General features: G+C 62.4%; 10 protein-coding genes. 9 read left to right on the plus strand and 1 reads right to left on the minus strand.

The window, feature by feature from the left end:
- Positions 1 to 98 precede the first annotated feature (98 nt).
- On the plus strand, positions 99 to 797 hold the full coding sequence (locus HGO38_RS02320; protein ID WP_250954295.1) for a Crp/Fnr family transcriptional regulator: 699 nt from the start codon (positions 99 to 101) through the stop codon (positions 795 to 797).
- A gap of 100 nt (positions 798 to 897) precedes the next feature.
- Here the strand turns inward: HGO38_RS02320 and HGO38_RS02325 are convergent, their stop codons facing one another.
- A complete protein-coding gene (locus tag HGO38_RS02325) occupies positions 898 to 1,221 on the minus strand; it encodes an aldehyde dehydrogenase family protein (protein ID WP_352230456.1) in 324 nt (107 codons plus the stop codon).
- 266 nt (positions 1,222 to 1,487) lie between these two features.
- Between HGO38_RS02325 and HGO38_RS02330 the strand changes: the two genes are divergently transcribed.
- The 8 genes from HGO38_RS02330 to HGO38_RS02365 all read left to right on the plus strand — a co-directional run bounded on the left by HGO38_RS02330 (position 1,488) and on the right by HGO38_RS02365 (position 11,947).
- Positions 1,488 to 3,035, plus strand: coding sequence for an ABC transporter substrate-binding protein (locus tag HGO38_RS02330; RefSeq protein ID WP_250954296.1), 1,548 nt, complete (start codon positions 1,488 to 1,490; stop codon positions 3,033 to 3,035).
- 71 nt (positions 3,036 to 3,106) lie between these two features.
- Positions 3,107 to 4,078, plus strand: coding sequence for an ABC transporter permease (locus HGO38_RS02335; protein ID WP_250954297.1), 972 nt, complete (start codon positions 3,107 to 3,109; stop codon positions 4,076 to 4,078).
- Positions 4,075 to 4,914 carry an ABC transporter permease gene (locus HGO38_RS02340; protein ID WP_250954298.1) on the plus strand — a complete coding sequence of 280 codons (840 nt, stop codon included), beginning with the start codon at positions 4,075 to 4,077 and terminating at the stop codon, positions 4,912 to 4,914. The genes HGO38_RS02335 and HGO38_RS02340 overlap by 4 nt, the downstream gene beginning before the upstream one ends.
- A 3-nt stretch (positions 4,915 to 4,917) precedes the next feature.
- The gene (locus HGO38_RS02345; RefSeq protein ID WP_250954299.1) at positions 4,918 to 6,594 is read left to right on the plus strand and encodes an ABC transporter ATP-binding protein; all 1,677 of its coding nucleotides are present in this window, start codon (positions 4,918 to 4,920) and stop codon (positions 6,592 to 6,594) included.
- Between the two features lie 64 nt (positions 6,595 to 6,658).
- Entirely contained in the window at positions 6,659 to 8,011 is a 1,353-nt protein-coding gene (locus HGO38_RS02350) for an aspartate aminotransferase family protein (RefSeq protein ID WP_250954300.1), read from the plus strand.
- Between the two features lie 19 nt (positions 8,012 to 8,030).
- Positions 8,031 to 9,458: an amidase gene (locus HGO38_RS02355; protein WP_250954301.1), complete on the plus strand. Its 1,428-nt coding sequence runs from the start codon at positions 8,031 to 8,033 to the stop codon at positions 9,456 to 9,458.
- 84 nt (positions 9,459 to 9,542) lie between these two features.
- Positions 9,543 to 10,613 (plus strand): phosphotransferase, encoded by a 1,071-nt coding sequence (locus HGO38_RS02360; protein WP_250954302.1) that lies wholly within the window; start codon positions 9,543 to 9,545, stop codon positions 10,611 to 10,613.
- The gene (locus HGO38_RS02365; protein ID WP_250954303.1) at positions 10,613 to 11,947 is read left to right on the plus strand and encodes an aspartate aminotransferase family protein; all 1,335 of its coding nucleotides are present in this window, start codon (positions 10,613 to 10,615) and stop codon (positions 11,945 to 11,947) included. Before HGO38_RS02360 ends, HGO38_RS02365 begins: the two co-directional genes overlap by 1 nt.
- Positions 11,948 to 12,015 lie beyond the last annotated feature (68 nt).

Here is a 12,015-nt window from a genome sequence, read left to right on the forward strand (position 1 = left end):
ACGATCAGATGGTTATCGTGTTGCAATTCTGGAATGTCAATTTACGTGTAGGGAGGGCCGGTCCTTCGGCCGGCATCGATGGGGCGGATAAGACACGGATGAGCGATCTCGGCATCAACAAGGAAAAGCTGCTCGGCCAGAGCCTGGTGTTCAAGGCGCTGGATCCGCAGGCGCGGCGGGACCTTGCCGCTTTCGCGCTTGTCAAAACCCATGCGGCGGGCGAGGTGATCTTCAGCATGGGATCGCCTGGCCACAGCATGATGGCCATTGCCGAAGGTGTCGTCCGCGTGGAAATGGTAACGCCCGCCGGCCGCGATGTCATCCTCAGCGAATTGCGGGCCGGCGATGTGTTCGGCGAAATTGCCCTGCTCGACGGCGGCGAGCGGTCGGCAACCGTCCGGGCGGCGAGCAATTGCACGCTGGTCGTCCTCGAACGCCGCAGCCTGCTAGATGTGTTGCAACGAAATCCGGCATTTTCCATCCAACTGATCGCGCTTCTGTGCCAGCGGGTCCGGCGTTCCGACGCACGCATGCTGGAAATTGCCTTCACGGACCTGCCGACGCGGCTGGCACGGCTGTTGCTGCGGCTGACGGTCACGCCGCCGGCGAGCCCGGAGACGCCTGCCAGGCGGCTCTCCCTGTCCCAGTCGGAGCTGGCGAAGATGATCGGCATCACCCGCGAAAACCTGAACCGCTGCCTGCGCAAATGGCAGGAGGCGAAGCTGATCGACCTCAAGGACGGCTGGCTCATCCTGCGCGACCGGGCAGGACTCGAGGCACTTGCCGGCGGGGAGTGACGACCGCGGGCCCAGTCGATGTCGTAGGTTGCGTTTCAGGTTGGCGACCTTTCGCGCTGCACCACCACGCTCAGCAAAGCCAGGACGCCCGATCCCAGCATCAACACCACCGACACGGCATCGATGTCGCGGTGAAGGCGATGGGCAGCGGAGAAATCGCGGGTATAGACCCCGGCGACCAGCCCATAGTCGTGCCGTTGGCGAGCGCCAGCGCCTCCTCCTCAGTCTCGAAGGACTGGACAACCAGAACAGGACCAAAAATCTCCTGCTGAACCACCGCATCATCTGCCGGTGCCGCATCGATGATGGTCGGCTCGAAGAACCAGCCCTTGCCGGTTTGCGGATCGGCGGTGAGCCTGCCGCCGGTCAGACACCGGCCGGCAGGCCGGCGCGGTGCAGCCGTTCGGCCAGCAGCCGCGGAAATCCGGGATGGGTTGCCTGCGCTTTATGGCTGTCTCCGCAGGGTCGTTGCCCCGATCCGGCGCAACTCCGCGACCCGATTTTTCGCATCTGATTAATTCGTGCGCATTTTTTCTGACGGTTCAAGATTTGAGCAAAAAACCATCCATCTTGCTTGACAGAGGCCAGGGGTGGGGGCAGGATCGGGCATCGATATATTGGTATATTGCTCACTCGATGTGTCGCAAAGTGACGTCCGCAGGCAAACCATAAATCCATAAGGGGAATTTCATGCGACGACTGCTTTCTTCATCTTTTGCCCTTTTCATGACCGCGACTGCGGCCATTGCCCAGGCCGTACCAGGTGGCAAACTTAACCTCATTGTTCAGCCCGAGCCGCCAAGCATCATGATCGGCACCACGACCAACGCCCCGGCTCTGCTCGTCGGCGGCAATATCTACGAGAGCCTGCTGCGCTACGACGAGAACCTCAAGCCTGAACCGTCACTCGCCAAATCCTGGGCGATTTCCGACGATGGCCTGACCTATACGTTCACGCTGCAGGATGGCGTGACGTGGCATGACGGCAAGCCGATGACTTCGGCCGATGTGCTGTTTTCCGCCAACGATTATCTCGTGAAGATGCAGCCGCGCCATCGCAACCTGATGACCCATGTGGAAAGCGTCACGGCGCCGGATGACAAGACCGTCGTGTTCAAGCTGAAGGAACCCTTCGAGGCCTTCATCCGCGGTCTGGCGTTCTATACGATGCCGGTCCTGCCGAAGCATATCTATGAAGGCACCGACTACGCCACCAATCCGGCCAACGACAAGCCGATCGGTACCGGTCCGTTCAAGTTCAACGAATGGAAGCGCGGCAGCTACATCCACCTGGTCAAGAACCCGGACTATTACATCAAGGGCAAGCCCCATCTCGACGAGCTCTATTACCAGGTCATTCCGGATGGCGCATCGCGGTCTGTCGCATTCGAGACCGGCACTGTCGATGTGCTGCCGGGCGGCTCGGTCGAAAACTTCGACATTCCGCGCCTGAAGGATTTGCCCGGTACCTGCACGACGGAAAAGGGATGGGAATATTTCGCGCCGCTGTCCTGGCTGTGGCTCAACAACCGAAAGCCGCCAATGGACAACGTCAAGTTCCGCCAGGCGGTGATGTATGCGCTCGACCGTGAATTTGCCAAGGTTGTGCTTTGGAACGGCTATGGCAAGGTTGCTACCGGGCCGCTGTCGTCGAAGCTTCCGTTCTACAAGGATGTCGAGCCCAAATACGCGCATGATCCGGACAAGGCCAAGCGACTGCTCAAGGAAATGGGCTATGATGGCAAGCCGCTGAAGCTGCTGCCGCTTCCCTATGGCGAGACCTGGCAGCGCTGGGCGGAAGCCGTCAAGCAGAACCTTGAGGAGGTCGGCATTCCGATCGAAATCGAAGCGGCTGACGTTGCCGGCTGGAACCAGCGCACGGCCAACTGGGAATACGACATCGCCTTTACCTATCTCTACCAGAATGGTGACCCGGCAATCGGCGTGGACCGCAACTACAAGACCTCGCAGATCGCCAAAGGCAATCCGTTTAACAATGTCGAGGGTTATTCCAATTCCGAACTCGACAAACTGTTCGACGAAGCTGCCGTAGCCTACCCAGCGGCGAAGCGCCAGGAACTCTACGATCAGGCCCAGAACAAGCTGCAGGAGGATGTTCCGGTCGCTTGGCTGCTCGAGCTCGGTTTCCCGACGATCTACAACTGCAAGGTTCAGGACATCGTGACGACGGCCTCCGGCCTGCCGGAATCCATGCGCGACGCCTGGGTTAAGCCGTAACCGGCATTCAGGCGGAGATCCGTCTCCGCCTGGGTCATCCTGGACCTGAAAAACCAGTCGGGGCTATCAATATGCTGAGATTCATCTCGGGGCGGTTGCTGAAGGCAGTCATGATCCTGATCTGCATTACCGTGCTCAATTTCTTTCTCATCCATGCAGCACCGGGCGACCCGGCGGCGGTGATGGCGGGGGAGGCCGGTGATGCCGATCCTGCCTTTGTGCAGCAGCTCAGAGAACGCTTCGGCCTCGACAAGCCGCTTTACGTGCAGCTCTGGATCTACGTTTCCTCGGTGGTCCAGCTCGATCTCGGTTACTCCTATCGCCAGCAGTTGCCGGTCATCCAGTTGATCGGCGAGCGGCTGCCGGCAACCCTGCTGCTCTCGCTCTCGGCTTTCGTCATCTCGCTGGGGCTTGGGGTTCTGGCCGGGGCCTTTGCGTCGGCCAGGCAGGGCAAATGGGCCGATACGATCATTTCCTTCGTGGCGTTGATCTTCTATGCCACGCCGCTGTTCTGGCTCGCCTTGATGGCCGTTCTGCTGTTTTCGGTACAACTGGGCTGGTTGCCCGGCTTCGGATACGAGACGGTCGGTGCAAACTACACGGGCGTCGCGCGTGCCCTTGATATCCTGCAGCATCTGATCCTGCCGGCCATGACGCTCGGGCTGTTCTTCATGGCCGTTTATGCCCGGATGACGCGGGCATCTATGCTGGAAGTCAGCCGGCTTGATTTTGTCAAAACGGCAAAAGCAAAGGGGCTGCGTCCGGGTGTGATCCAGCGCCGGCATGTCTTGCGCAACGCGCTGCTGCCGGTTGTCACGCTGGCCGGTCTCCAGGCCGGACAGCTTGTCGGAGGTGCCGTGCTGATCGAGACGGTCTTTGCCTGGCCGGGCATTGGCCGGCTGATGTTCGATGCGCTTTCACAACGCGACTACAACCTGCTTCTCGGCGTGTTCGTCGTCTCGGCCGCGATGGTGCTGTTGTTCAACCTCATCACAGACGTGCTCTACCGCCTCGTCGACCCCCGCATCAAGGTGACCTCATGACGGATTTCTGGACGCGCTTTTCGCAAAACCGCGGCGCCGTGGTCGGCCTTGTCATTCTGATCGCGGTGGTCATTCTCTCGTTCTCCGCTCCGTTCATCTTCACGCGCTCGCCCTGGGCCATGGTGCAGCGGCCGTTCATTCCGCCCTTCACCATGGATGCCTTCCTTCTGGGCACGGATCCGTTGGGCCGCGATCTGGCCGCGGGCCTTGCCCATGGAGCCGGCATTTCCCTGCTGGTCGGCCTCGTCTCCACCGTTGTCGCGCTGTTGATCGGCATCCCGATCGGTGCGGTCGCCGGCTATTTCGGCGGCTGGGTGGACGATGTGCTGATGCGCTTTACCGAGTTCTTCCAGAGTGTGCCGAGCTTTGCGCTGGCGGTGGTGCTGGTGGCGATCTTCCAGCCATCGATCACCTCGATCGTCATTGCCATTGCCGTCGTGTCGTGGCCACCCGTGGCACGACTGTTGCGCGGCGAAGTGATGTCGCTGCGATCGCGGGAATTCGTCGAGGCTGCCGTGCTGTCGGGGCAGACCCATGCGACGATCATCTGGCGCCAGATCCTGCCGAATACGCTGTCGCCGATCATCGTGCTGGCCTCGATGATGGTTGCCGCGGCAATCCTGATCGAAAGTTCTCTGTCCTTCCTCGGGCTTGGCGATCGCAACATCATGTCCTGGGGCTATATCATCGGGGCCGGACGCACCGTCATCCGCCAGGCCTGGTGGGTCAGTTTCTTTCCCGGACTGGCAATCCTGCTGACCGTTCTCGCGCTCAATCTGGTGGGAGAGGGGCTGAATGACGCCCTCAATCCACGCCTTGCCCGCAAGGGGAAATAGACCATGCCAGACGTGACAGCGGCAGATGCCGTCATTCATCCCGGGGCAGCCCGTGAACAGGATCGCGGCGCGCCGGTCGTTCATATCGACCGGCTCAGCGTCGCCTTGCCGCAGGGCGGCGACAGGCCGTACGCCATCGATCGGGTCAGCTTCAAGCTGTTCCCCGGCGAGTTGCTGTGTGTGGTTGGGGAGAGCGGTTCCGGAAAGTCGATGTCGGCCAATGCGCTGATGGGCTTGCTGCCCGAAGCCGTGCGTGTTGCCGAGGGCCGTATCCTGCTTGACGGCCAGGATCTCATCACCCTGCCGCCCGAGGCGCTTTATGCCATTCGCGGGCGCCGGGTCGCGATGATCTTCCAGGAACCGATGTCGGCGCTGAACCCGTTGATGAAGGTGTCCGCGCAGATCGAGGAGGTCTTCGAGGCGCACGGGCTCCTGACGCCCAGGGCACGCAAACAGAGGGCGCTGGCGCTGCTGACGGAGGTCGGTTTGCCGGATCCGTCGCGTGCCGCAGACAGCTACCCGTTCCAGCTGTCTGGAGGCCAGCGTCAGCGCGTGGTGATCGCCATGGCGCTGGCGCTCGAGCCCGAGGTTCTTGTCGCCGACGAGCCGACCACGGCCCTCGACGTGACCACCCAGGCGCAGATCCTGACGCTGATCAAGGGCCTGCAAACCAGGCGCAACATGGCGGTGATGTTCATCACTCACGACTTCGGTGTCGTGGCCGAAATTGCCGATTACGTGACCGTGATGCAGCTTGGCCGGATCGTCGAGCAAGGTACGGCCGACGAGGTGCTTTTCTCGCCGCAGCATCCCTACACGAAGAAACTGATCGCGGCCATTCCGCGGGTCGGGCAGGGGATGGCCGGCACGACACCCCGCGAACCTCTGCTGACCGTGGAAAACCTGTCAAAGACCTATCGCTCGGGCGGCGGACTGTTCTCCAGGGCGCGATCCGTGCAGGCCGTCAAGGATGTGTGGTTCCAGCTGTCGCGTGGCGAGACCCTGGGCATCGTCGGCGAGAGCGGCTCCGGCAAGTCCTCGGTGGGGCGGTGCCTGGTGCGACTGCAGGATCCGGACGCCGGCCGTGTTCTTCTGGGCGGCCATGACATGGCCCATCTGAAGGGTGCTGGACTGCGGGCCATGCGCCGCCGGATGCAGATGATCTTCCAGGATCCCTATTCGTCGCTCAATCCGCGCGAGAAGGTCGGGCGCATCATAGCGTCCGGGCCGATCGCCTATGGCGAAGACGAGAGAAAGGCGCTCGCCCGCGCTGCCGGCTTGCTGGAAATGGTCGGACTGGATGCCAAGAGTGTCGACCGTTTCCCCCATGAGTTTTCCGGCGGACAGCGGCAGCGCATCGGGATCGCCCGGGCATTGGCGCTCGAACCGGAGATCATCATCGCCGATGAGGCCGTCTCGGCCCTCGACGTGTCGATCCAGGCGCAGATCCTGGACCTCCTAGACCAGCTTAAGAAAGACCTCGACCTGTCTCTTGTCTTCATCACGCACGACCTGCGTGTCGCGGCGAAGATATGCGACCGGGTGCTGGTCATGCAGAAGGGGGAGGTCGTGGAATCGGGAACCGGCGCTGCGATATTCGGCGCACCCGAACATGCCTATACAAGAAGCCTGATCGAGGCCATTCCCGGTCGGGCGAAGGAAGCACTGATGACGGCGTGAGCCGTCGGTCACCATGATATCATCCCGGGGCTGAACGGCCCGACCTGCCAATGGAGAGACACCGATGACGATCGTCCCCAATTCGATGGAAGGCCGCGACATTGCCTACCAGATGCATCCGAACGTCAACCTGCGCAAATACGAGAAATCGGGCGGACTTGTGATCGAGAGCGGCGATGGGATCTACGTCACCGATATCAACGGCAAGCGCTACATCGAAGGTCTTGCCGGCCTGTGGTCGGTGGCACTCGGCTTCGGCGAGAAGCGGCTGGCGGAAGTCGCCAAGGCGCAGATGGAGAAGCTGCCCTACTATCATACCTTCTCCTACAAGACCCATGGCCCGTCGATCGAGCTTGCCGAGATGCTCATCAAGATGGCGCCGGTGCCGATGTCGAAGGTGCATTTCACCTCGTCCGGCTCCGAGGCCAACGACCTTGTCGTCAAGATGGTCTGGTACCGTTCCAACGCGCTCGGCCTGAAGGACAAGAAGAAGATCATCGGTCGCATCAAGGGATACCACGGCGTGACGATCGCCTCCGGCTCAATCACCGGCCTGTCGCGCAACCACGACAGCTTCGACTTGCCGCTCGACCGGATGATCCACACATCCTGCCCGTCCTATGTGCATTTTGCGCAGGACGGCGAGAGCGAGGCGGACTTTACCAAGCGCATCCTTCAGGATCTGGAAGATCTGATCCTCAAGGAAGGTCCGGAGACGATCGCCGCCTTCTGGGGCGAGCCGGTCATGGGGGCGGGCGGGGTGCTGGTTCCGCCGGACGGCTACTGGGCCGGCGTCCAGGAGATCCTCAAGAAATACGATATCCTGCTGGTGGCCGACGAAGTGATCTGCGGATTTGGCCGCACCGGCAAGATGTTTGCCTGCCAGACGCTGGGCATCGAGCCGGATGTGCTGGTTCTGTCGAAGCAGATTTCGTCGTCCTACATGCCGCTGTCGGCGATCCTGATGAACGATCGCTTCTATCAGCCGATTGCCGAGGAATCCGATCGTCTCGGCGTTTTCGGCCATGGCTACACGGCATCCGGCCATCCGGTGGCGACGGCTGTCGGGCTTGAAAACCTGAAGATTATCCAGGAGCGGGATCTGGTCGGTCACGTGGCGCGTCTCGAAGAGCAGTTCCTCGGCGGACTGGCGGAGCTTGCCAAGCATCCGCTGGTGCATTCCTCGCGTGGCCTGGGTCTGATCGGTGCGCTGGAGATCCACCCGAAAACCGACGGCAAGCCCGGCGATGCTGCCGCAGCCGTCGCGGCCGCCTGCGAGGAAGAGGGACTGATCATCCGCAACATTGCCGAGGCGATCTGCTTCTGCCCACCGCTGATCATCACCTCCGAGCAGGTCGACGAGATGTTTGCGGCGGTCAAGCGGGCACTGGACACGTTGCGGGCGGCGCAAGCCTAACCTTTGAGGACATGACATCATGAGCAGCATGGAAAAGACCGATCTCGGCGAAATGACCGCCGCACAGCTTTCGGACCTGTTTGCATCGGGCAGGGCCTCTCCGGTCGAGGCCGCCCGGGCATCGCTGGCGCGGATCGAGAGGTTCAACCCGAGCGTCAACGCTTTTGCCTATGTGGTGCCGGACCTGGCGCTAGCGGCGGCAAGGGAGTCCGAGGCCCGCTGGCAGAGGGGCGAGCCGCTCAGCCCGATCGACGGTGCGCCGACGACGATCAAGGAACTGACGCCGGTCAAGGGCATTCCCTGGCGCCGGGGTTCGGCGCTGGGCGCCAAGGAGCCATCGCAGGTCGAGTACCTGATCATGGAGCGGCTGCGGGCCGCGGGTGTCACCGTGCTCGGCACCACCGCCTCGCCCGAATTCGGCTGGAAGGGCGTGACCCATGGGCCGGCCTTCGGCAATACGCTCAACCCCTGGCGCACGGATCGTGCGTCGGGCGGCTCGTCTGGCGGCGCGGCGGTGGCCGCAGCGCTCAACATGGGCGTGCTCCACGAAGGTTCGGACGGGGCCGGATCGATCCGCATCCCGGCATCGTTCTCCGGCACGTTCGGGATCAAGCCGACCTATGGCTGGATCCCCTCCGATACGCCGACGCCGCTGTTCGAGCTGGCCCATCGCGGTCCGCTGACCCGCACGGTCGAGGATGCAGCCTTGTTCCTGAACGCCACGACCGGGCCGACGGCGCGCGCCATGTATGGCTATTGCCCGACGCCGGTGCCCGATTGGCGCGCGGCAATCCAGGGGGGCAGCGTCAAGGGCCTGAGGATCGGCTATAGCCGCAATCTGGGATATGCCGAGGTGCAGCCGGATGTCGCGTCGGCCATCGAGCGCGCCGCCCGTCGACTGTCCGACATGGGCGCCATCATCGAAGAGGTCGACCCCGGTTTCTCCAATCCTCAGGATGCCCTGCTCACTCTCTGGTATGCTGCGGAAGCCCGCACCGTGGAACTGGCGAACCCGACCGCGGAGCAGAAGACGCTGATGGATCCGGGTCTCATCCGCATCTATGAACAGGGATGTACCTATACCGCCCGCGATTATGTTGCAGCCGAGCAGGTCCGGGCCGATCTCAAGGTTACCATGGCGCTGTTCCATGAACGATACGATGCGCTGATGCTGCCGACCATGCCGGTGACGGCGATCGCGGCAGGTGTCGATTTCCCGGATGGCAAGCAGGGCAAGGACTGGTCCGACTGGTCGCCCTTTACCTATCCGTTCAACATGACCGGCCAGCCGGCGGTGTCGGTTCCTTGCGGTTTTGACGGCGGCGGGCTGCCGATCGGACTACAATTTGTCGGTCCGCGTTTTCGCGACGACATCGTGCTGACACTTGCTGCGGCCTATCAGAGTGCCTATCCGGAAGAGGTTCTGTCTTCACCGCGCTTGGCGTGAGACTGGGATAGCAGGCGGCAGGCGCTAAAACCTGGCGCCATGTCCGCGCAAATCAAAAAGACTGGCAGAGGGGGAAACAGGGCAATGACTGCAGGCAAAGCAAGAGGGGATGGCCTCGGCGCTGAACTCAAGACCGGCGTGGCCAGCGTTCCGCCGGAACAGGCGCAACGGATTGCACGGGACAGATACGGACTTGTCGGACAGGTCGAGTGGCTGTGGGGCGAGAAGGACAGCAATTACCGGCTGACCCTCGACGACGGCACCGCCTATCTGCTGAAGATCCTCAACCCGGCCGAACCTCCTTTGATGACCAGCATGCACAGCCAGGCGCTGCTGCATGTGGAGGCGGCAGACCCCGGTCTACCGGTCCAGAGGATCATCCGCACGCTGGACGGCGAAGCCGATTTCCGCATGACCGATGCGGACGGCGGAACGCGCGGCGTGCGCCTCGTCACCTTCGTTCCGGGCGCATCGCAGACATCGCAACCCCATTCGCCGCTGCAGCGCTATCGTGTCGGTGCGCTGCTTGGCCGTCTGCAGACGGCGCTTTCCGGATTTACCCACGAAGCGGCGCATCACCGCATCACCTGGGACATGACCCATGCCGCGGGGCTCCGGGATCTGCTCGGCGCCTTCACCGATCTTGCGCAGCGTACCCGGCTGGAGCAGGCCATGGAGGATTTCGAGGCCCATATCCTGCCCCGCCTGGATCATCTGCCAGCGCAGGTGGTTCACAACGATTTCAACATGGAGAATATTCTCGTCAGCGAGACGGCGCCGGATACCATCACCGGCATCATCGATTTCGGCGACATGGTGCATGCGCCGCGGCTGTTCGACGTTGCGGTCGGCGCCGCCTACCAGTTGGGTGTCGCTCAAGATCCGGTCGGGGCCATGGGTGATTTTCTGGAGGGGTATACAACGCAAAAGACCCTGAGTGCTCCGGAGATCGACTTGCTGTTGACCGCCGTGCGGACGCGCATGCTGATGCGCGTCGTTATCCCGGAATGGCGGTCTCGGCTGTTTCCCGAGCAGCGGGACTTCTACACCCGTAACAGTCCGACGGTGTGGGGGCAATTTGCCCGCCTCGACGCCATATCAGATGACGACGCCATGGCGCGTCTGGCAGCCGCCTGCGGCCGAGGGAGAGAGTGATGAACAAGCCAGCCAACACGATGATCAACGGGTTTGATCCGGCGCGGCTTGCCAGCCTGCCCGAACGGGAGCGGACGCTGATCGAGCGGCGTCAGGCGGTGCTCGGACCGTCCTACCGGCTGTTCTACGAGAACCCATTGCATCTGGTGCGCGGCGAGGGCGTCTGGCTCTACGACGCCGACGGCAATGCCTATCTGGACGCCTATAACAACGTGCCGTCGGTCGGCCACTGCCATCCGAGAGTGGTCGCGGCGATGAGCCAGCAGGCGGCCGTGCTGAACACCCATACCCGTTACCTCGACGAGAAGATCCTCGATTATTGTGACAAGCTGCTCGCGACCTTTCCGGACGAGCTCAGCCGGGTCATGTTCACCTGCACCGGCAGCGAAGCCGTCGATCTGGCCCTGCGCCTTGCGCGTTACTACACCGGCGGGACCGGCATCATCATCACGGACAATGCCTATCACGGCGTCACGGCGGCGGCAGCGGAGATTTCGCCGTCGCTTGGTCCCAACATGCCGCTCGGTGTGCATGTCGTGACCGTGCCGGCACCGGACGCCTATCGGGCCGGTGGCCAGGACGTTGAGACCGCCTTTGCCGACGGCGTCGCCAAGGCGATCGCCTTCCTGCGGCGCCATGGCATCAAGCCGGCCGCCTTCATCGCCGACAGCATCTTTTCGACGGACGGAATTTTTTCCGAACCGGCAGGCTTCCTGAAGAAGACGCTGGAGATCGTGCATGAGGCCGGCGCGCTCCACATTGCCGACGAGGTGCAGCCAGGCTTCGGCCGGCTCGGCTCGCATATGTGGGGCTTCCTGCGGCACGGCATCGTTCCCGATATCGTCGTGATGGGCAAGCCGATGGGCAATGGCCTGCCGATTGCCGCCGCCGTCATGAAGGCCGAGGTGCAGGACCGGTTCGGCCGCGACATTCGCTATTTCAACACGTTCGGCGCCAATCACGTCTCGATCGCTGCCGCCAATGCCGTTCTCGACATCATCCGCGACGAGGATCTGATGGGCAATGCGCTGTCGACCGGCGACCATATGCTGGCGGGAATGCGCCAGTTGCAGCAGAGCTTCGACTGTATCGGCGACGTGCGCGGCGCGGGCCTGTTTCTCGGCCTGGAATTCGTCAAGGACCGCCAGAGCCGCGAGCCCGATGGCGGCCTGGCGCTTGCCGTCGTCAATCGCATGCGCGATCGGAAGGTTCTGATCAGCGCTGCTGGCATTCATGGCAATACCCTGAAGATCCGGCCGCCGCTGCCGTTCGGCAAGGAGCATGCGGATATCTTCCTCGATACGCTGGAAGAGGTTCTTCGCGCCATGCACTGACCTCTTGATCTGCGGCTCGCGAGAGGCTCTTGCATCGGTTACAGCGGCGTATAATGCATATATGATCA

It is taken from the genome of Rhizobium sp. CG5 (assembly GCF_023701945.1).
Classification (GTDB): domain Bacteria; phylum Pseudomonadota; class Alphaproteobacteria; order Rhizobiales; family Rhizobiaceae; genus Allorhizobium.

Excerpts from the sequence above, each read along its gene's own strand:
- HGO38_RS02350 (WP_250954300.1), top strand. The coding sequence starts at position 6,659 with ATGACGATCGTCCCCAATTCGATGGAAGGCCGCGACATTGCCTACCAG.
- HGO38_RS02340 (WP_250954298.1), top strand. The coding sequence starts at position 4,075 with ATGACGGATTTCTGGACGCGCTTTTCGCAAAACCGCGGCGCCGTGGTC.
- HGO38_RS02330 (WP_250954296.1), top strand. The coding sequence starts at position 1,488 with ATGCGACGACTGCTTTCTTCATCTTTTGCCCTTTTCATGACCGCGACT.
- HGO38_RS02355 (WP_250954301.1), top strand. The coding sequence starts at position 8,031 with ATGAGCAGCATGGAAAAGACCGATCTCGGCGAAATGACCGCCGCACAG.
- HGO38_RS02345 (WP_250954299.1), top strand. The coding sequence starts at position 4,918 with ATGCCAGACGTGACAGCGGCAGATGCCGTCATTCATCCCGGGGCAGCC.
- HGO38_RS02335 (WP_250954297.1), top strand. The coding sequence starts at position 3,107 with ATGCTGAGATTCATCTCGGGGCGGTTGCTGAAGGCAGTCATGATCCTG.
- HGO38_RS02320 (WP_250954295.1), top strand. The coding sequence starts at position 99 with ATGAGCGATCTCGGCATCAACAAGGAAAAGCTGCTCGGCCAGAGCCTG.
- HGO38_RS02360 (WP_250954302.1), top strand. The coding sequence starts at position 9,543 with ATGACTGCAGGCAAAGCAAGAGGGGATGGCCTCGGCGCTGAACTCAAG.
- HGO38_RS02365 (WP_250954303.1), top strand. The coding sequence starts at position 10,613 with ATGAACAAGCCAGCCAACACGATGATCAACGGGTTTGATCCGGCGCGG.